Genomic DNA, 21,787 nt, shown 5'->3' on the forward strand with positions numbered 1-21,787 from the left:
AATTAGTCTAAATAAATGAAGATATATTTATTATTTGCTTTAGTGTTTTGTGGATTTGTAGCTGCTGCACAGACTGGCAAGATCGATACCGCTCAGGCAAATGATTTGAAGGATGTAGTAATCACCGCTACCCGTACCGAAAAGACCATGATGAAAGTACCAGTACCCATAGTAAGCATCACAGCAGAGGAAATTAGAAACCGCGGCATGGTCCGTTTAAACGAAATACTGGCCGAGCAAACAGGTTTAACAATTGTAAATGATCATGGCCAGGGGGTACAAATGCAGGGTTTCGATCCTCAATACACGATGATCATGATTGATGGCGAACCTTTTATTGGCCGTACGGCAGGTACTTTGGAACTATCGAGAATTACGCTGGCCAATATCGAAAAAATCGAAATTGTTAAAGGACCCACTTCATCTCTGTATGGAAGTGATGCCATGGCGGGGGTAATTAACATCATTACCGCGAAACAAAAAAACGGGCTTAGCACCTCACTTGCTGCACGGTATGGCACAAATGATAATGCTGATGTAAGTTTAGATTTGGCTTCGAAAACCGATAAATTGAGTATTTCTACCTTTTTAAATCGCTACAGCAGCGGCGGTTATACCCTTGGAAATAGCAGCTCGCCAACGGTTGTGCCCTTCTCAAGTTATACAGGTAACGTAAAGGTTGGTTATCAAATAAGTAGTAAGTCGAACCTCAATTTATCGGTCCGCTATTACGAAACTGATCCGCATTACGATTATTTAATCAACAATCGACCAGTGAGTGCGGATGATTCAGAACGTAACCTCAACATTAATCCCTCGTTCAATATCGATTTCAACGAAAAGGTAAAAGCAGCTTTAAGGTTTTATTATTCCAGGTATGCCACGAGATCCGATTTACAATACAAAGACGACTATTCTACTTACGACAACAGTTTTTTTACTCAAAACTTTAGCCGCGGCGAGTTTCAAACCGATTATTCGGTAATAAGCAACCTGAAATTAACTGGTGGCCTGGGCGTACAATACGAAACGGTACAAGCAACGCGATACGAAACGTTACGATCTTTTAATTCGGGCTACGCTTACTTTCAGGCGGATTATACGCCAATTAAAAAATTAAATGTGATTGCGGGCGGACGGTATGATCTGCATAGTGTATACCAATCGCAATTTAGCCCCAAGCTTGCTGCCAGTTATCAGCTGTTAAATAACCTCACTTTTATTGCATCGGTTGGCAAGGGCTACAAAGCGCCCGATTTTAGGCAACTGTACCTCAATTTTACAAATCCGGTGGTGGGTTATAGCGTTTTTGGTTATGTTGATTTAGCTGAAAGATTGACGGAGCTGCAACAAGCCGGCAAAATTGACAAAGTTTTAATCAACCCGAGTACTTTTGAAAAATTAAATGCAGAAAGTTCACTGTCTTATAATGCCGGGTTTAGATACGCAATTACGCCCAAATTGAGGCTCAACGCTAATGTATTTAGGAACAATATTAAAAACCTCATCAATACGGTAACCGTTGCTATCAAGACCGATGACCAATCGGTATTTTCTTACCGCAACGAAGATCGCGTAGTTACGCAAGGGATAGAGGCGGATCTGAGTTATACGCCTTTTAAAGCTGTGCAACTCTCAGCTGGATTTCAGTATCTAGATGCTTTTAATCAAGATCATGTAAACGCGATAAAACAAGGAAACGTTTACACCCGTGATCCGGCTACAAATGAAACAACGCTGGTAAAGCTGAGCGATTATGGTGGTTTGTACAACCGATCGAGATATATGGCAAATGCGGCAATAGCTTACAATAACAATAAGCATGGCATTTTTGGCTCGTTAAGGGCAATATATCGAGGCCGATATGGGATAAGCGATTTAGACGGCAACAACATTGTGAATATGGATAGTGAATATGTTAATGGTTATACCCTGTTTAATGGCTCTGTTAGCAAGCTGCTAATAAAAGAACGATTACGTCTACAATTCACCGTTGATAACATCTTCAACTATAAGGATGTAAATTTCATAAGCAACTTGCCCGGCCGACTTTTTTATGGGGGCATTACTTACACATTGAATAATTAAAAATTAAATTAAATATAAATCAGATAACACAATGAAAACGTTTACAAAAATTTCTTCAGGATTAGTATTAGGTCTGTTAATTATGAGTTTTGCTTCATGTAAAAAAGATGAGGTTACTGAACCGGAGGTTAAGGCAGATTTAACGGTTAATAAAGTGGCCGACAAAACTGCCGATAAGAATAAAGGCGAAACCACAGTTTATTATAATTTGGCTTTAAATAAGCAAGTAAAAGATACAGACGCCTGGGATTTAAGCTTTAAGGGTACAACTATTTCAACGAGCGCCGGTAGCTCCGCTCAACTCGTAAATGGTGTTTTTAGCGCTTATACCACGGCTCCTACAACCGGCTTTGCAACTGGCGCTGTTGCTGGTTGGTACAAATATACTAGCACGGATGCAAAACCCAATCACGCCATTTTACCAATAGCAGGCAAAATTATCATAGTTAAAACTACAGATGGAAAATATGCAAAAGTAGAAATGATAAGCTATTATAAGGGGAATCCAGATACAAGTACTGCGGATTTTGCTGATTATATGACTCCTGGAAAAAGACCAGCATCTCAGTACTACACCTTCAATTATGTTTACCAACCTGATGGTTCAACCAATTTGAAATAAAATAGATAGCCCTCAAATTTTAAAAAAATATGTTTTGTTAGTTGGATAAATGCTCCCCGCGATGGGGAGCTTTATCTTTTTTGGGGGATGCTGATATTTTAGTCGCACATGACGGATTTCTTCAGACTCAGGGTTCTGCTTTTCATCGCTTAGGGATTCTTCCTTCGTCAGAATGACAGTAGCGTGCTAACAAAAAAAGGGGACTTTCTGTTAAGAAAATCCCCTTTTAAGTTCTATCGATCTTTAAGTAATCCTACTAATCAATATTGCTCGTTCTATATCTTACGCCGCTCTGCCAATTACTTTAAGCAAGATTGCGATAACTGCAATAACCAATAAAACATGGATTATACCGCCCACATCGCCGAAGCCGTGGAACACAAATCCGATCACCCATAATATTACCAATACTACTGCGACTAAATACAATAAATTTCCCATAGTGTTAATTTTTTAAGTAAATGTTGAAGTATTAACACAGTGACCAAACTTTTGTTTAAAAAATGTAAATTATATTTTTAAACGACTGTTTCACAGTACCTTGAATTTAAAAATAAGAACACAAAAAAACCGCTTAACAAAAGCTAAGCGGTTTTTATAGGTTGTAATGGCTAGTATTCATCCTCGTTAAAAAAGAAGTCTTCTTTAGTAGGATAATCAGGCCATATCTCTTCGATGGTTTCGTAAGGTTCGCCATCATCTTCTAATGCCTGTAGGTTTTCGATAACTTCAACAGGGGCACCAGAACGAATACCGTAATCAATTAATTCGTCTTTAGTTGCAGGCCATGGAGCGTCTTCCAGGTGCGATGCCAATTCTAATGTCCAATACATATATTCAATCTATTAAATTCTTGCTTTTAACAATGCGCAAAGTATATTAAAATTTTTGAGCAAAACAAACTTATTTTTCAACTATTAAATTCGGGGAATCCAAATGTTCTCTGCTGCGCCGAAATCCTTATTCAGTTTTCGTGCCAAAACGAATAAATAATCGCTCAAACGGTTCAAATAAACTGTTACACGCTCATCTACAAAGCTATTTTCTGCAAGTTCGACAGTTAAGCGCTCGGCACGCCGGCATACACACCTAGCAATATGGCAGTAAGAAACAATGGTATTTCCGCCGGGCAAAACAAAGTGCTTCAACTCGGGCAGCTGCGCATTCATTGCGTCCATCTCATTTTCGAGAAAAGTAATGTCTTCGTCGTTCAAATCAGGGATTTTCATTTTTGAACGCTCGGGATCCGCGGCAAGCGATGAACCAATGGTAAATAACCGATCTTGAATTTCCTTTAAAACAGATTGATAGCTGGGATCGATCGGCTGGCACCTAATTAAACCAATATGCGAGTTCAGCTCATCTACCGTTCCGTAGGTTTCAATGCGCAAATGAAACTTTGGCACCCGCGTACCGCCAATTAACGAGGTTTGACCTTTATCTCCGGTCTTGGTGTAAATCTTCATGTTTTAAGGTAAAAGGTTTAAGGTAAAAGGCGTAAGGTTTAAGGCGTAGGGTCTTAAAGACTTAAATTTAACGCTAAAGGGGTCGAAGTTTTATGATAATACGCGTAAGGCGCAGGCCTCAAAGCCGTAAACCCTCTACCCTATATTTCATACCCTCTACCCTAAACCCTAACTAATTTTTTCCCAGTCGCTGCCACTGTCTTTTAGTGCCTGCAGTCGCGGCGAAACGCTCTTAACATCGGTGTTCACGTAATCGTTTTCAATTAAGCCATCCCGCATACGCACAATTCGGTGGGCGTGTTGGGCAATATCTTCCTCGTGGGTAACCAAAATGATGGTGTTTCCTTTGCTATGAATTTCTTCGAGCAAGCCCATAATTTCGATTGAAGTTTTGGTATCTAAGTTACCTGTGGGCTCATCGGCAAGTATAATCGACGGATCGTTGATTAAGGCACGGGCTACGGCAACACGCTGACGTTGTCCACCAGAAAGTTCATTCGGTTTATGGTCCATTCTATTTCCCAGGCCAACGTTTTCTAAGGCTTTAGCTGCCCTGGTTTCGCGGTCTTTCTTACTATTACCAGCGTAAATCAGGGGCAATGCTACATTATCTAACGAGGTTGAGCGGGGTAGTAAATTAAAGGTTTGGAAAACGAAACCAATTTCCTGATTTCTTACCTCGGCCAAGGCATCATCGCTCATGTGGCTCACATTGGTGCCGTTTAGGATGTAAGTTCCGGTTGTGGGCGTATCTAAACAACCCAAAATATTCATCAGCGTCGATTTTCCTGATCCCGAAGGACCCATTAAAGCAACGAACTCACCTTTATTGATATCTAAAGAAACCGATTTTAAAGCATGGATAACTTCTGATCCGATTACGTATTTACGGCCAATTTCTTTAATGGTAATTAGGGGTTTCTCCATGTTTTTTCTTTTTTAGACACGCACAAAGGTGAAGATGTTACATCGGGCAATGATAATATTAACAACGAAGCGCCGGGTGACGGAAACAACAACTCCCCTCGCCACAATTTGATTGTTATTTCTCGATAATTTTGGGAACCATAAAAAAGCGATCGTTATGTTTTGCCGCGTTCTTCAAACCGTCGAAAGTCGAAATTTCCTGTTTCACCACGTCTTCACGCCAAACATTGGTCGCTTCATTCATATAAACCAGCGGCTTAACATTTGAAGTATCAAGTTCGTTCAGTTTCTCCATGAACGATAAAATCTTGTTCATTTCAGGGATCAGTGCATCAACCTCTTTTTCGTCGATATGGATGCGGGCCAAATCGGCTATTTTATATATCGTTTTTTCGTCTAAATTCATGCTATACCAGCTTACTATCAATCAATTGGAAAACCTTTTCTTTCAATACATCCGAATCTTCGATGGCTAAAACTGCCGTATTGATTGGCTTGTGGACGTAAATATCGCAAATTCCCGGCTTACTTCCATACTTTGCGCCGTCGTCCCAGTTTATTTTCCACACATTTGTTATACTTACCGGCACCAACTGAATATTCTTTTCGATGGCCAAACGGAAAGGACCATTCTTAAATTCGCACAACTTTGGCGGATAATGATCGTCAATTTTTCCTTCCGGGAAGATGATCAGGCTCATGCCCTTTTCCAAATTTTCGCCGGCCTTTTTAAACGCCCGAAATGCCGACATCTTGCTCTCGCGGTTTACCGCAAGGTCGATCGTTTTAAAAAATATCCCTAAAACCGGATTATTGCGCAACTCCTCTTTTCCCATAAAATGATACTTTCCACTGCACATAATGCAGAAGATCATGATATCGAGATTGGAGCTGTGGTTTGCGCAATAAATGTACGTTTGGTCATCGCTAAGCCTTTCTTCAAAGGTAAACGAAAAATAAACGCCCGAAAAAAAGCTGCTGAGAAAGCTGTTTGCTTTTCTGCAAAAGTTGAGTAACCCGTAATACTTCTCGTTACGAGAAAACAGGTAATAAAAAGGATAAAAAAGGGCAAAAAGAAGGAATATCAAAAACAGAAACCAAACTCTGTGCGCTTGTCGTAGAAAATGAACCATAACCATCCAAAAATAAAAAATCCCTTCACAATATCAATTTATCTGTTCTGTTTTTGTAGCAGACGAAATAAGATGATGTTATTACCGGCTAAGAAAAATTTACGGAATGAGCAGGCCGATAAAAATTGCCTACATCTTATGCATAAGAAGCTTTTTATTTTTAATTTCGTGCCATTATGAAAGAAACAGTGGTTAGCGGTATTCGCTCAACGGGAAAATTACATTTAGGGAACTATTACGGCGCAGTAAAAAACTTTGTGCAAATGCAAAACGATTATAATTGCTACTTTTTTATCGCCGATTTACACTCACTAACAACCCACCCTACCCCTGCCGATTTACATGGAAATATTAAGCATGTGCTGGTAGAATATTTAGCAAGCGGAATTGATCCTGAAAACAGCACCATTTATATTCAAAGCGATGTTCCGGAAATTGCCGAGCTCTATTTGTACCTGAATATGAATGCCTATATGGGCGAATTGGAGCGCAGTACTTCATTTAAAGATAAAGTGAGGGCAAACCCGGATAATGTAAATGCCGGATTGTTAACCTACCCGGTGCTAATGGCCGCCGATATTTTAATTCATAAGGCTACAAAGGTTCCGGTTGGGAAAGACCAGGAACAGCATTTGGAAATGGCCCGTACTTTTGGCAACCGTTTCAACCGATTGTATAACACCGAATATTTTGCTGAGCCTTACGCCTTTACTTATGCCGACAAACTGGTAAAAGTGCCGGGATTGGATGGAAAAGGCAAAATGGGCAAATCTGAAGGCGAAGGCAATGCGGTTTACTTGTCTGATGATCCCGAAACGATTCGTAAAAAGGTAATGAGAGCCGTTAGCGATGCTGGCCCGACCGAAGAAAACCAGGCCAAACCAGAGCCCATTCAAAATCTTTTCGACTTAATGAAAGTGGTTTCAAGCGCTGATACACACCAGCATTTCGACGACTTGTATAACAAAATGCAGATCCGTTATGGCGATTTTAAGAAACAACTGGCCGAAGATATGATTATTGCAACGGCGCCGATGCGCGAGCGCATTCAGGATATTGCCAAAGATGATTCTTACTTGAGGCAGGTGGCCAAGCATGGTGCCTTAAAGGCTCGCGAAAGCGCACAGAAAACCATTAAACAAGTACGCAGTTTAATAGGTTTCAAAAGTTTTTAATTTAAAATAGATTGGAGAAGCTAGATTGGAGATTTGAGACCAATCTCAAATCTCACGTCTCAAATCTCAAATCTCACATCTAAAAGTATGCACATAGCAATCGTAGGAAATATTGGCGCTGGTAAAACCACTTTAACTGGCTTATTGGCAAAAAATTATGGATGGGAAGCTTTATACGAAGCTGTAGACAACAACCCCTATCTGGAAGATTTTTATAGCGACATGAAACGCTGGAGCTTTAACCTTCAAATCTACTTTTTAAACAGCCGCTTCCAACAAATCACTGATATTGAAGTAAATAAACGCAATGTTATTCAGGATAGGACGATTTACGAGGACGCGCACATTTTTGCAGAAAACCTGCACGATATGGCTTTGATGACCACTCGAGATCATGATAATTACCGGGCTATTTTCGATAACATCACCTCGTTTATCAAACCTCCTGATTTACTAGTTTACCTTCGTGCTTCTGTGCCTACATTGGTAAACAATATTCAACGTCGCGGCCGTGAGTATGAAGCAGGCATCAGAATCGATTATTTATCTAAACTGAATGAAAAATACGAAGCCTGGATAAAGGGTTACAAACTGGGCAAATTATTGATTTTAGATAAAGACAAGCTCGATTTCACAAATAATCCGGAAGATTTGGGAACGGTTATTCAAGCAATCGAAGCTGAAATAAACGGATTGTTTTAAGGTAGTTTGGGAGTTGGCAATTGAGAGTTGGGAGTTGAGAGTTGGGAGTTGGCGATTGGGAGTTGGGAGTTGGGAGTTGGGAGTTGAGAGTTGGGAGTTGGCAATGAGCAATTAAACAATTAACCAATTCTGCGATTGAAACAATTTACCTAGTCTCTTCAACTTAAAGAAAATTTGTAGTTTTGATTTATGAGAAAATTACTGCTCTTCGTTGTTTTTAGTGCTTTATTTGCCGTTTCCTGCAATACGGATAGCAAAAAAGAAGCTGATGGGATCGAATTTAAGAACGTAGACCAGCGCATGGCTAAGTCTTTTTCGGATTTGGCGACGCTTGATACTTTCAAATTAGAATTAACAGGAAGAAAACCCGAAGAAATGGTGTTCAACTTCACCATCAAAAACGCTAAAGGGGCCGAAATATACAACACCAAAATAAAGGGTACCGATTTGCTCGGAAGTACCGACCCAAATGTCGATTTATCGAAAGAGAAAGACCAGATCGTTTTCTTAAAAACTATTGCCGATAACTTTTTTGCTGAGGATAATTTTTTAGAGCCAGCGGTATTACCGGATAATGAGGCCGACAACTATGTACCGGATAAAGGACTTTACGAGGAACTCAAAAAATCTGAATTGAACGGTTTCAAATATCGCCTGGGCAAAGAAAATAATATCTATATTGCCTGGAGTGAAAAAGATAAAAAGGTAAAAATCTATTACAAGTGTTGTTAGTGTTATTAACGATGCTTTGTTAGACTGAGCGAGTCGAAGCCTATCGCATTGGCCTTAACTCCGCTTAGGGCGACACTTATTAACGACATTTTACACAGATAAAGGCGCTTAATGCAATTGTAAACCCAATCATTCTAATATCCCTCAATTTCAACATGATATGTTCAAGTTGATCTACCTTAAAACATCCCATTAAAAATTATAACAAAAACACAATGGGAAAATTAACAGCTATTGAAATCCACGAAATTTTAAATAAACACAATGTTGAGCTAGCTCCAACGCAGGCCAAACTTTCAATACCTATTATCAACAGAATTTATAAAAAAATGGTTCTTGGGATAGACTTTAACAAGATTAAAGTTTGTGGTAAATTAATAATAGATGGTCATCATAGGTATGTAAGCTCCATTATAGCCAACATTGAAATCGGAAAAACCAAAACCCGGAAAAACAAGGCAACAATAATGTATAAATGGAGCGAAGTGAAGTTTGTTACTACAGATTGGGACCGTGCCAGCAAAATAAAAAGAATAAATTTAATGGATGCTAAGTACAACGACATCCCTCTGGAAAAGATCGTCGAAATGACGAAATAAAACGTAAATTTGAGTTATGCTTTTATTACTGGATATTGACGGAGTGATGGTGCCTGCTAACTCGTGGAGAAGACCTGAGATTTTAGAGGATGGCTTTGTTGAGTTTAGTCCGAAAGCAATTGAAGCCCTGAATAAAATTCTTAAAGAACACGTTTTTGAAATCGTTTTAACAACCTCGCATAAATTTAAATACACTTTGGCCGATTGGCGGGAGATTTTTAATAAGAGGGGTGTTAATGTAAATACGGTAAAAAGGCTAAACGATAATACCAACAACCTCAATAAAAAAAACGAAATCATTAATTGGTTCAACACCAAAGCAGATCTCGATAACTTTATTATTTTAGATGACGACAAATCGTTAAACGACTTACCCGCACTCATTAAAAGTCGGTTGGTACAAACAAGTGCCTCTGTTGGTTTAACGCAAGACATTGCCGATGAGGTAATAGCGCTTGCAAATCCCAACCTGGTTTAAGTATACGACATTTCAGAATCAAGCCAGCAATGACAGCGGAAGTTTTGTCGTGCTGAGTGTTCATTTTCCGAAAAAAAATCAATAGCAGTGACGTTAATGGCGGAAAAAATCTTAAGCGTCCTGGTTAACCGCCTCGTCACTCTGTCACGTACGTGCGGGATTAGCGTCTTTATAGCAAGAAAGGTGCTGATCTCGAAGCTTCGGGACAGCATGGCGACCGTTGGTATCTTATTCTGAATTACCAATCAATTTATTTCTAAGCATTTATAAATAATGATGACAGCGTGGGCTACTTCACCTCTACCAACTTAATCTATCCTTCACCTTTTTAAAAATAAACCTCATATTACTTGGATAACTAAATAAATAGTTTTAACTTCACTTAATCAAGCCAAACAAACTATTTATTAACGTTTCTTTAACAAAGCATGCTTAAGCAATTCCTCACTGTTGTTTTCTTGTTTATTTTTTTTCTTCCCGGTCTGGCTCAAAAAGCAAGTATTAAAGGTGTGGTAATTGATACGGTTGAGAAAAGGAAGCTACAGAACAGCTCCATATTACTCATCAGGAGTAAAGATTCGGTTTTAGTTAAAGATGTTCGGGCCGGTGCCAATGGTACGTTTCAGCTCGCCAACTTACAAAAAGGTACCTACACCTTGTTAGTTACCTTCCCTAAAATGGCCGATTATATAAGAGATATCCAGCTATCAGACACCTCAAAATTTAACCTGGGCGATATTGCAATGGATAGTAGGGCAACGCTTTTAAATGAAGTAGTAATTAAGGCGCAAAAGCAGGCGATTAGCATGAAGGGCGATACAATAACCTATCAGGCAGACAGCTTTGCCGTAAAACCGCACGCCAATGTTCAGGATTTGCTGAGGCGCCTGCCCGGAATTGAAGTTGATAGAGATGGTGCAATTAAAGCCGGCGGAAAAGACGTGAATACACTTTTGGTTGATGGTGAAGAATTTTTTGGTGATGATCCCCTCCTGGCCTCTAAATATTTAAAAGCCAACGCTGTTAAAGAAGTGCAGGTTTACGATAAAAAAACTAAAGAAGAAGAATTAACGGGCATAAAAAGCGGAGACTCAAAGGAAAAGGTGATGAACATCAAACTGAAGGATAACGCCAAGAATGGCTACCTGAGCACCATCGACGCAAACAGTGACCTCAAACATTTCAGAAATATTGGTGGAATGGCGGGCATTTATAAAGGGAAGCTCAAGGCAGCGGCATTTGGGTTTAATTCGAATACAAACCAAAACTCGAAAGCAAGTGCGGCAATGAGCAAGCTGAAAGGCAATGACTATGATGTTATTCAGGTAGGCGATGACGGCAGTACGGTGATGATCAGTTATGGCGGAAGAGATGACGATAGTTTTTCTCCTAGCAATGGCTTGCCTGATGTAACGAATTATGGCGCACATTTTTCTGACAAATGGAACGAAAACAAAGTCGGCCTAAAACTGAATTTTAGTGGCAACAGCAAGGATATTACAGATAGAACGACATCCAACAGCCAGTCTTTATTACCTGACGGAACCAATTTTTTCAGCGCCAGCAATGCCAACAGTAACGTTAAAAGCCAAAGACAAAGCCTTAAAGGAAGTGTCGATTTAAACCTGGATTCCTTATCTACTTTGAAAATATCGTTCGCCGGAAGTAAAAACAGAAGCCATAACGACTTTGCGAGCAATAACGAAACCAAAAACGGGACAGACCAGTTTGTAAACAACAGTAAGCAGCTAAATCGTAACGAAGATGATGATCAACTGTTCAACGGCAATATAAACTACACAAAGAAATTTCTAAAACGAGGTAGAACGCTGTCTGTCGATTTGCAACCGGAGACAAAAAGAGGTAACAGCTTCGGAAACAGCTTAAGTGTTACCAATTACTACGATGCAAACGGCGTAAACAACAGAACTGTAAATCAGGACTTTTTGAACGACAATTCGGGCAGCGAGACTTCGTTAGCTAGTAAAATATCGTACACTGAGCCCTTAAGCAAGCAGTTTACTTTGCAAACCGCTTACAGCTTTAAAACCGTAACTTCAAACAGCAGCAAGTTGGTTTTTGATAAATCGATGAACAACAAACGAATCGATTCGTTAAGTAATAACTTCGATTTCAATAATTTTTCGAACATTGGCAAAGCGGTCTTACAGTTCAGGGCAAAAAAGTTTACCCTCTCTGGCGGTACAGAAGCCATACAAACCACTTTCGAGTTTAACGATTTAGACAGAAACAATAAGTTTAACCGCAATTACATCAATTGGGCTCCCCAAAGCACCTTTACCTATAAGCTTGGCAGAAACACAAACGCCTACATAAATTATTACGGCAATACCCGCCAACCAAGCTTAGATCAGCTGCAGCCCCTCAGGCAAATTAATAACCCACTTTACGAAATTAAGGGCAATCCGAATTTGAAGCCCTCATTTAATAACAACGTCAACTTCAACCTGAATACCTACCAGCAAAAATCGCAAATGTTTGCCTCATTTTATGGTGGTTACAACTTCACAAAAAATGCAATCGTGAGCTCGAGGATAGTAGACGATGTGAATAAAACCACCAGCAGTTATATCAATCTGGATGGCACAAACAGCTATTATGGCGGTGCAAGCATTAATAAAACCTTCAGTAAATTACACTTTAGCACCGGTTTTAATGGCAGTTACAACAAATCGACGTCAGTTTCTATTTTGAACAGCCAACTCAATAAACAGGAAAGAAGCAGCTTGCGCCTGAGCCCTCGTTTTAGCTATTATGGAGATAAGGTTCGGATACAATATACTCCAACGTTTATGTTTTCAAACAGCAGCTCATCGATCGGATCTATAAATGACGGAAAAAACTTTAATCACGATCACGAAATTTCGGGCAATATACAGCTCCCATACAATTTCGAGTTCGATACCTCGATTTCATTATCATACCAGCCGGCAAACTCATCTTTTAGCAGGCCCGTAAATATTGCACTGTGGAATGCCTATCTATCAAAAAAGATGCTCAAAGCACAAGAATTGGAGCTCAAAATATCGATTTCGGATATTCTGGCCGAAAAAATTGGCTATAACCGCTATGTGGGTGGAAACACCATTAGTGAAAGCACAAATAGCTTTATTCCACGTTATGTTTTAATTGGGCTTACTTATAACTTAACGGGCAATTTCACTCAACAAGACAAAAAATAAAGGGATGAAACAACTAACATTGCTTATTTTACTGAGTTTAACAGTTACGATGGCCGAGGCGCAAACGGTCTTTATAAAAAGCGCCAAAATCACTTTTGAAAAAAAGATAAACCAAAAACAGCGGCTGGCCGCAAATACCTGGATTCCTGATGACGCTAAAGATAAGATGAACAAATATTTGATCTCTAATTGGGAGTACGTTTTTAACGATAGCACCTCTATTTACAAAGCCAAGCCTAAAGAAACGCTAAGTGACAACAGCTTCTTTTTTTCGAACGATAATACCAATGAACTTTATACCAACTTTGGTAAGAAGAACCGAATATTGCGAAAAACCATTAGAGGGGAAGATTTTATTTTGAATGATACGATACCACAGCTCCATTGGAAAATTATGCACGATGTACGCACTATTGCAGGTTACGAATGCCGCAAGGCAATAGCCGTAATTAATGATACCGTTACCGTTGTAGCGTTTTACACCGACGAAATGCTATTGAAAGGCGGCCCGGAGGGATTTACCGGTTTACCCGGAATGATATTGGGGCTCGCTATCCCAAGATATAATACCACTTGGTTTGCCACCAAAATAGAGGCCAAAAATGTTCCGGTATTAACCATTTCGCCCCCGGAGAAAGGCAGAAAAACAACCAGCGAGAAAGATTTTCAAAAAATGGTAGATCTTTACACCCGCTACGATGATAAAAAGAACCCTTCAAAGATAGAAGACATCAAAAAACAGATCTATAATCTTCTGCTTTAAGTAACATCAAGAGCCTCCCTGTAATCAAATCCCTTCTCCAAACATCTAATTTTCTGAAAAACACGCCATTATCATTTTTAAAATATCTCAATTTTAAATCTGTTCAAACAAGGAATTTTCCTACCTTTGTATCCCGTACAAAAAGCAGCAATTAATACAATCTGCTGTAAAAAATCACAAACATGACTAAGTATATTTTTGTTACGGGCGGTGTTACTTCCTCTTTGGGTAAGGGCATCATTTCCGCATCTTTAGCTAAACTTTTGCAGGCACGAGGCTATCGTGTAACCATTCAAAAATTCGATCCTTACATTAATATCGATCCCGGAACTTTAAATCCGTACGAGCATGGCGAATGCTTTGTTACTGAAGATGGTGCAGAAACCGATTTAGATCTTGGTCATTATGAGCGTTTCCTAAACGTTCCAACATCGCAGGCAAACAACATCACTACCGGTCGTATTTATCAAAACGTGATTAGCAAAGAGCGTAAGGGCGAGTATTTGGGCAAAACTGTACAAGTTGTTCCACATATTACCGACGAGATTAAACGCAATATGCGCATATTAGGCGAAAGCGGCGATTACGACATTGTAATTACGGAGCTTGGCGGTACCGTTGGCGATATCGAATCGTTGCCGTTTATCGAAGCGGTTCGTCAGTTTAAATGGGAAGAAGGCAGCTCTAATGCCATTGTAATTCACTTAACATTGGTGCCTTATCTGGCCGCTGCCGGCGAATTAAAAACGAAACCGACACAACACTCAGTTAAAGCTTTATTGGAATACGGAATTCAACCCGATATTTTGGTTTGTAGAACCGAGCACCACCTTGGGCCCGATTTGAGAAAAAAAATAGCACTATTTTGTAACGTTAACATCAATGCGGTTGTCGAATCGATGGATGCATCCACAATTTACGATGTGCCTTTGTTGATGTTGAAAGAACAGTTAGATAAAACGGTGTTATCGAAATTAAAGTTGCCAACCAAAAGCGATCCGGATATGGAAAGCTGGAAGGATTTTCTTGGTCGCTTAAAAAACCCGACTGCTGAGGTTAAAATCGGGTTGGTGGGTAAATATGTAGAATTGCCCGACGCCTATAAATCGATTATCGAATCGTTTGTACACGCCGGATCGAAAAATGAATGCAAGGTAAGGGTTGAATACATCCACTCGGAAGGGATTTTTCCTGACAACGTAAAAGAAAAACTTGGTCATTTACAAGGCATTTTGGTTGCTCCGGGCTTCGGTAGCCGCGGTATTGAGGGAAAAATCGATACCATTAAATATGTACGCGAAAACAATGTCCCTTTCTTCGGTATTTGCCTCGGCATGCAGTGTGCGGTTATTGAGTTTGGACGTAACGTTTTGGGCTTAACAGGTGCGCATACCACCGAAATTGATCCCGAAGCCGCAAATCCTGTGATCAACATGATGGAGGAGCAGAAGAACATCGTAAACATGGGCGGAACAATGCGTTTAGGCTCCTATCCTTGCGATATCAAAAAAGGCACAAAGGCGTTTGCTATATACGGCAAGCAGCACATTAATGAGCGCCACCGCCATCGTTACGAGTTTAATAACGACTATTTAAAGCAATACGAGGAAGCAGGAATGATTGCTTCAGGCATCAATCCACAAACAAATCTGGTAGAAATTGTTGAGCTTAAAAACCATCCCTTTTTTGTTGGTGGCCAGTTTCACCCAGAATTAAAATCAACAGTAGCTAATCCTCACCCACTTTTTGTTAAATTTGTCGCCGCTGCGATGGAGTTTGCGAAAAAGAAAACGAATTAAAAAGCAGTACATACATAAATAATGGATAGAAATACCTTTACAGGACTGTTCCTGATTATGATCATTTTGGCAGGATCATTCTACTTCTTAAAGCCTAACGAGGCTGAATTGAAACAAGCCCAAGAAACAGCGCATATAGATTCTCTGAAAAAAGCTGGTGTTGCACCAATACAAAAAGATACTACTCAGGTAGCAAGCACCTCCCCTGTTGTTGATTCGTTGGCTGTAAAAGGCCCTTTTGGCACAGCGTTGACGGGTACAGCCTCGAGCGTTCTTCTGGAAAACGACAAATTAATCATTACTTTAAGCAATAAGGGCGGTAAAATTGCATCGGTAGAAGTAAAGGGCCAAAAAACCTTTACCGGCAAACCTTTAATACTGTTTAAAGAAGATCAAACCAGGTTTGGCCTTAACCTTAACGCAGCCGGGAAAGTAGTAAACACAAACGACCTTTATTTTACACCAACGAAGACCGGAAACACGGTAACCATGCGTGCAAATTACAATAATGGTGCATACGTTGAATATGTTTACGATTTAAAACCTTCGAGTAATAAAGTAGATTTTAAGGTTAATTTAGTTGGCTTACAGCAGGTTATTGCGGGCAATACTGTTGGATTAAACTGGCAAACCACACTGTTGCAACAAGAAAAATCAATTGAAAGTGAACACCGTTACTCTGCGCCTTATTATAAATATGTTAATGAAGATGTCGATCACCTAAGTGTTAGCAAAGATGAAAAAGAAGAATTAACCAAAGGCAAAATACAATGGTTTTCGTTTAAGCAGCATTTTTTCTCGGCTACTTTAATTGCAAAACAAGGGTTTGAAAAAGGTAGTTTGGAAGTGAAAATTCCTACGGCACCCGGTCAGATTAAGTTTTACGATGCTAATATGCAACTGCCATACGCCCACACAGCTAACCAAAGCTACGATATGGAGTTCTATTTCGGAACCAACAAGTTTTCTACTCTGAAAGCGCAGGGATACGATTTAGAAAAACAAGTAGATTTAGGTTACTGGCCGTTAAAGTACATTAACCGTTTCATCGTGTTGCCTGTATTTAACTTTCTTAACAATTTCGGATGGAACTTCGGCCTGATCATTTTGGTATTAACCATTTTGTTAAAGGTTGCACTATCGCCACTTACCTACAAATCGTATTTATCGATGGCGAAAATGCGGGTTTTGAAACCTGAAATGGATGAAATTAAAGCTAAAGTTGGCGAAGACAACCCAACCCTGGTTCAGCAAGAATATTTAAAGCTGTACAAAAAAGCTGGCGTAAATCCGCTTGGTGGTTGTTTACCGATGGTTTTACAGTTGCCGTTGGTAATGGCTTTTTTCTTCTTCTTCCCTAACTTATTCGAGTTACGCGGAGAGAGTTTCTTGTGGATGAAAGATCTTTCGACTTACGATGAGTTTATTAAATTTGGCGTTAAAATTCCATTTATTGGCGATCACTTAAGTTTGATGTGCGTATTGATGACGATTTCAACGTTGATCATGACTTATTTCAACAATCAAACTTCTGGCGCCACAGGACAAATGAAATATATTGGTTACATTATGCCAATAATCTTTTTGGGTGTGTTGAACAGTTACCCAGCGGGATTAAACTATTATTATTTCTTAGCCAACTTAATGACGTTCGGTCAGCAGATTTTAATCCGCAAAATGGTTGATGATGATAAAATTCATGCGTTGATTCAACAAAACAAGGCACGACCGGCTGATGAGAAAAAGAAAAAATCGAAATTTCAACAGCGTTTAGATGATTATATGCGTCAACAACAGCAAGCAAAAAAATAACAGAAAAATTTATAAAAAAGCCCCGATTGCGATGCAACCGGGGCTTTTTGCTTTTCATTATCCGATGAATAGCAACAACCTTCATCCGATAGCTATCGGATTCGACCGTAGCACTCCACAGGAGCTCCTATGGAAGAGAAATCTTTGAAGTACGGGTGGGCCTCAGCTCACCCTTGCCTCGGCTGGCCGCCGAAAGGCTATTTTCTTTTGGCTTGAACCAAAAGAAACAAAAGTTCAAGGCTTGGATCTGATGTTGGATAAATTCGTCAAAGCTTTAATGGCGGCAGCGCAAGCCCCGACAGAAAATGTCGGGAGGACGCGCTGCCTTGTTTCTGGGGGGTATGAAAGTTTGTGCAGAAGCTTTAACGTTTTCTCCTTCCATCATTTCCGAGGCTGGAGAGCAGGGTGCGGAACCGGGCATGTTTGCCAATTTAACTCATCAACCGTCATTATGGCCGTATGGGAGAAATCTGTTCCCGATGAAACCAGCCTGGCCCCAATTGTCATTCCGAACGCAGTGAAGAATCTGTTCTTGCGAGCACCGAACCTTTAATCTTATTCCATTTCCAATTTGTCATTCTGAACGCAGTGAAGAATCTGTTCACTACGAGCGCTGAACCGTTGAATTAGTCCCATCCGTTCATAATGTGGGACTGTGCTTTGATAAAGTTAACTTTCCATAGGTTAGAGATCCTTCGCTATGCTCAGGATGACAGCGATCGCCCAAGCACGTTCACAATTTAGCGTCGTGATTATTTCAAGATCGTCATCCGATAGCTATCGGATTCGACCGTAGCGCTCCACAGGAGCTCCTATGGAGGAGAAATCTTTTCAGTACCGGTGGGCCTCCGCTCACCCTTGCCTCGGCTGGCCGCCGAAAGGCTATTTTCTTTTGGCTTGAACCAAAAGAAACAAAAGTTCAAGGCTTGGATCTGATGTTTGGATAAATTCGTTAAAGCTTTTAATGGCGGCAGCGCAAGCCCCGACAGAAAATGTCGGGAGGACGCGCTGCCTTGCTTCTGTGGGGTATGAAAGTTTGTGCAGAAGCTTTAACGTTTTCTCCTTCCATCATTTCCGAGGCCGGAGAGCAGGGTGCGGAACCGGGCATGTTTGTCAATTTTACTCATCAATCGTCATTTCGACCGTAGCGGAGAAATCTGTTCGCTACGGGCGCTGAACAATGTGGGCCCGTGCTTTGTTAACGTTACTTTTTCATAGCTTAGGGATCCTTCGCTACGCTCAGGATGACAGTGCCCACCGACAGGCTACTCGTTTCCGCAATAAAAAACACGCTTAATTGTAATATTTGCCGTACAAGCTTTTAAATGACCTAAAAAATTCCAATTTTAGGAACTCAAAATTCAACCAACAAATTAACTTATTTATAAAGATGCAAAAGAGATTAACATTTATCCTGTTTTTCGTTGTCAGCTTTGCTTACGCACAAAAAAAACCATTAGATCATTCCGTTTATGACGCCTGGGAATCAGTAGGTTCTAAACAGCTATCGAACAACGGCCAATGGGCTTTGTACACCATTTTACAACAAGAGGGCGATGCGCAGTTGTATATTTCCAACTTAAAAACCAAGAGTAAATTAAACATTCCGCGGGGAATGAATGCCCAGTTTAGCAACGATTCAAAATTTGCGGCCTTTAATATCCGCCCGTTTTACAAGGACATCCGATTGGCAAAAATTAAAAAGAAAAAGGCCGACGAAACGCCGAAAGATTCGCTGGGAATTGCCAACCTCACTACAAATGCCATTACAAAGGTAGCCAGAGTAAAATCGTTCAAATTCCCAGAAGATGGATTTGACGTAATGGCCTACCTTGCAGAAAAACCCGATACGGCAAAAAAAACAACCAGCCCGTCGAGCAAGAAAGATGGTGAAGAAGATTTTGCCGACGATGAACCTGCCGGAAGAGGAAAAGCAGATGAGGGGACTGATCTTGTAGTGAAGAACCTGTTAACGGGAGCCGACAAAACGTATAAATATGTTACCGACTATTATTTCAGCAAAGATGGTAAACAGCTGGTTTTTGCCTCCAGCGGCTCCAAAAAGGACAAAAGTGCGCAAAAAGGTGTTTTCTTGCTGAATACCGAAAAGGGAACACTAAAAACACTGATCAACGGAAAAGGTAATTTCAAGAACTTTACTTTTGACGAAGAAAGCGAACACCTTGCCTTCGTTGGCGAACAAGACCCCGAAAAGCAAGAAATTAAGAACTTTAATGTTTATTATGCATCAACATCATTAGATACAGCGCAAGTAATTGTTGATTATGACATGCCGGGATTGCCCGAAAAATGGTCGGTAAGTGGCGACGGAAGAGTAACTTTCAGCAAAGATGGCAAGAAGCTTTTCTTCGGAATCGCCCCTGTTAAAAAGGCAAAAGACACTACAATTATTGATTTTGAAGTTGCTAAAGTCGACATCTGGAATTACAAAGATGATTATTTGCAACCAATGCAATTGAAAAATGCTGATCGTGATAGTAAAAAAAGTTATCTTTCAGTAATCGACGTATTTAGCAGCGATCCTAAAGTTATTCCTTTAACAGACTTCACCTTGCCAGATGCGGATTTGGTGGCTCGCGGCGATGCAGACTTCGTTTTGGCATCAACCGATTACGGTCATCGAATTGAATCGCAATGGAGCGGCTCCACCTCTAAAGATTATTATCTGGTTGACACGAAGAACGGGCAAAGAAAAAAAATTATCTCTGGCTTAAGCGGCTATGCCATGGCCTCTCCAGCCGGAAAGTATGTATTGTATTTCGATAGAAAGGCAGGAAACTGGTATACTTACACCATTGCATCGGGCAAGGTAACGAGCTTGACTGAGGGAATGAGCGTAAAATTTGTAAACGAGGAAAATGATGTTCCGGATTTACCAAATTCGTATGGCTTTGCCACCTGGACGGAAGATGATAAAGCGGTTTTATTGAACGATCGGTACGACATCTGGTCGTTCTCTCCCGATGGCAAGTCGCAGCCAAAAAACATCACGGCCGGATTTGGTAAAAGCAACAAAATTACTTTCCGCTACCAAAGACTTCAGCAAGAAAACCGTTTTGAAAGAAACGCAGACAGCAAGTTTGTTAAGGCCAATGAACTGGTTTGGCTCGAGGCTTTTAATAATGTAACGAAAGAAAATGGTTTTTACCGCACTAACGTTGGTTCTGTTAAAGCACCAGAACTAGTGGTAATGAGCAAACACAAATATTCTAACCTGTTAACATCAAAGGCCGAAGATGTGTTCATTTACGACAAAGGCAACTATGTTGAATCGCCAAATGTTTATGTAACTGCCGATTTTAAAACGGAAACCAAGCTAACCAATACCAACCCACAACAACAGAATTACAACTGGGGAACGGCAGAATTGGTAAAATGGACCACACCAAAAGGCTTCAGTGCGGAAGGGATTTTGTATAAACCAGAAAATTTCGATCCAAACAAAAAATACCCGATGATCGCTTATTTTTATGAGAAACTTTCTGACGGCCTCTATAGTTACCAGGCACCGGCCCCTACTCCATCGCGTTTAAACATCTCGTTTTTTGTAAGTAATGGCTATTTGGTTTTCGCACCGGATATTAGTTACGAAACTGGCCACCCGGGGCAATCGGCGGTAGAATTTATCAACTCTGGTGTTGAGCACTTAAAAAAGAACAGTTGGGTTGATGGCACAAAAATCGGTATTCAGGGTCAAAGTTGGGGTGGTTACCAGGTGGCTTATCTAATTACACAAAACGACATGTATGCAGCGGCATGGGCAGGCGCTCCTGTTGCCAACATGACTTCGGCTTACGGTGGCATCCGTTGGGAAACAGGTATGAACCGCCAGTTTCAATATGAAAAAACACAAAGTAGAATCGGCGCAACCCTTTGGGAGAAACCCGAATTATATATTGAAAACTCACCACTGTTTATGTTCCCAAAAGTAAATACGCCTGTGGTGGTTATGGCTAACGATGCTGATGGAGCCGTGCCTTGGTACCAGGGTATTGAAATGTTTACCGGATTGCGCCGCTTGGGTAAGCCTGTTTGGTTGCTAAACTACAACGGAGAAGCACACAACCTTGTTCAACGCCAAAACCGCAAAGACATCCAAATTCGCGAGCAGCAGTTCTTCGACTATTACTTAAAAGGCGCTAAAGCTCCGGCCTGGATGACAGCTGGCGTTCCTGCAACTGAAAAAGGAAAAACCTGGGGATTCGAATTAACCGACGATAAACCATAGGAAGTAGGGAGGCTTGAGTCTTGAGGCTTGAGTCGGGAG

The 21,787-nt window shown here is 40.5% G+C and carries 18 protein-coding genes; 12 read left to right on the forward strand and 6 right to left on the reverse strand.

From position 1 onward, the window contains the following. The first annotated feature begins 15 nt into the window (after positions 1-15). Both IZT61_RS03305 and IZT61_RS03310 read left to right on the forward strand, forming a co-directional pair. A complete protein-coding gene (locus IZT61_RS03305; RefSeq protein ID WP_196099776.1) occupies positions 16-2,088 on the forward strand; it encodes a TonB-dependent receptor plug domain-containing protein in 2,073 nt (690 codons plus the stop codon). Between the two features lie 31 nt (positions 2,089-2,119). Continuing rightward, complete coding sequence (locus IZT61_RS03310; RefSeq protein WP_196099777.1) at positions 2,120-2,710, forward strand: HmuY family protein; 591 nt, start codon at positions 2,120-2,122, stop codon at positions 2,708-2,710. A 282-nt stretch (positions 2,711-2,992) separates the two neighbouring features. Here the strand turns inward: IZT61_RS03310 and IZT61_RS03315 are convergent, their stop codons facing one another. The 6 genes from IZT61_RS03315 to IZT61_RS03340 all read right to left on the reverse strand — a co-directional run bounded on the left by IZT61_RS03315 (position 2,993) and on the right by IZT61_RS03340 (position 6,236). After that, positions 2,993-3,151: a lmo0937 family membrane protein gene (locus IZT61_RS03315; RefSeq protein ID WP_109924584.1), complete on the reverse strand. Its 159-nt coding sequence runs from the start codon at positions 3,149-3,151 to the stop codon at positions 2,993-2,995. A gap of 170 nt (positions 3,152-3,321) precedes the next feature. Then, positions 3,322-3,543, reverse strand: a complete 222-nt coding sequence (locus IZT61_RS03320) for a DUF2795 domain-containing protein (RefSeq protein ID WP_010603503.1) — start codon at positions 3,541-3,543, stop codon at positions 3,322-3,324. An 84-nt stretch (positions 3,544-3,627) separates the two neighbouring features. Then, complete coding sequence (locus IZT61_RS03325) at positions 3,628-4,176, reverse strand: cob(I)yrinic acid a,c-diamide adenosyltransferase (RefSeq protein WP_196099778.1); 549 nt, start codon at positions 4,174-4,176, stop codon at positions 3,628-3,630. Between the two features lie 168 nt (positions 4,177-4,344). After that, positions 4,345-5,103, reverse strand: a complete 759-nt coding sequence (locus IZT61_RS03330) for an ABC transporter ATP-binding protein (protein ID WP_196099779.1) — start codon at positions 5,101-5,103, stop codon at positions 4,345-4,347. Between the two features lie 115 nt (positions 5,104-5,218). Then, positions 5,219-5,509 (reverse strand): Asp-tRNA(Asn)/Glu-tRNA(Gln) amidotransferase subunit GatC, encoded by a 291-nt coding sequence (gene gatC / locus IZT61_RS03335; RefSeq protein ID WP_196099780.1) that lies wholly within the window; start codon positions 5,507-5,509, stop codon positions 5,219-5,221. A gap of 1 nt (position 5,510) precedes the next feature. Next, positions 5,511-6,236, reverse strand: a complete 726-nt coding sequence (locus tag IZT61_RS03340) for a lysophospholipid acyltransferase family protein (protein ID WP_196099781.1) — start codon at positions 6,234-6,236, stop codon at positions 5,511-5,513. 176 nt (positions 6,237-6,412) lie between these two features. On the opposite strand from IZT61_RS03340, the gene trpS reads away from it, so the two are divergent. From trpS to IZT61_RS03390, 10 genes are all read left to right on the forward strand, one after another. Further along, positions 6,413-7,411, forward strand: coding sequence for a tryptophan--tRNA ligase (gene trpS, locus IZT61_RS03345; RefSeq protein WP_196099782.1), 999 nt, complete (start codon positions 6,413-6,415; stop codon positions 7,409-7,411). A gap of 87 nt (positions 7,412-7,498) precedes the next feature. Beyond that, positions 7,499-8,113 carry a deoxynucleoside kinase gene (locus IZT61_RS03350; RefSeq protein WP_196099783.1) on the forward strand — a complete coding sequence of 205 codons (615 nt, stop codon included), beginning with the start codon at positions 7,499-7,501 and terminating at the stop codon, positions 8,111-8,113. Between the two features lie 189 nt (positions 8,114-8,302). Beyond that, on the forward strand, positions 8,303-8,845 hold the full coding sequence (locus IZT61_RS03355; protein WP_196099784.1) for a hypothetical protein: 543 nt from the start codon (positions 8,303-8,305) through the stop codon (positions 8,843-8,845). 215 nt (positions 8,846-9,060) lie between these two features. Next, entirely contained in the window at positions 9,061-9,444 is a 384-nt protein-coding gene (locus tag IZT61_RS03360; protein ID WP_196099785.1) for a hypothetical protein, read from the forward strand. Between the two features lie 16 nt (positions 9,445-9,460). Beyond that, a complete protein-coding gene (locus IZT61_RS03365; protein ID WP_196099786.1) occupies positions 9,461-9,922 on the forward strand; it encodes an HAD domain-containing protein in 462 nt (153 codons plus the stop codon). A 428-nt stretch (positions 9,923-10,350) separates the two neighbouring features. Continuing rightward, positions 10,351-13,125: an outer membrane beta-barrel protein gene (locus tag IZT61_RS03370; protein ID WP_196099787.1), complete on the forward strand. Its 2,775-nt coding sequence runs from the start codon at positions 10,351-10,353 to the stop codon at positions 13,123-13,125. A 4-nt stretch (positions 13,126-13,129) separates the two neighbouring features. After that, positions 13,130-13,888 (forward strand): GLPGLI family protein, encoded by a 759-nt coding sequence (locus tag IZT61_RS03375; protein ID WP_196099788.1) that lies wholly within the window; start codon positions 13,130-13,132, stop codon positions 13,886-13,888. 182 nt (positions 13,889-14,070) lie between these two features. Continuing rightward, positions 14,071-15,687, forward strand: a complete 1,617-nt coding sequence (locus tag IZT61_RS03380) for a CTP synthase (protein WP_196099789.1) — start codon at positions 14,071-14,073, stop codon at positions 15,685-15,687. A 21-nt stretch (positions 15,688-15,708) separates the two neighbouring features. Continuing rightward, complete coding sequence (yidC, locus tag IZT61_RS03385) at positions 15,709-17,499, forward strand: membrane protein insertase YidC (protein ID WP_196099790.1); 1,791 nt, start codon at positions 15,709-15,711, stop codon at positions 17,497-17,499. 1,390 nt (positions 17,500-18,889) lie between these two features. After that, entirely contained in the window at positions 18,890-21,748 is a 2,859-nt protein-coding gene (locus tag IZT61_RS03390; RefSeq protein ID WP_196099791.1) for a S9 family peptidase, read from the forward strand. The last annotated feature ends 39 nt before the right edge of the window (positions 21,749-21,787 follow it).

Origin of the sequence: Pedobacter endophyticus (assembly GCF_015679185.1) — a bacterium.
Lineage (GTDB): Bacteria > Bacteroidota > Bacteroidia > Sphingobacteriales > Sphingobacteriaceae > Pedobacter > Pedobacter endophyticus.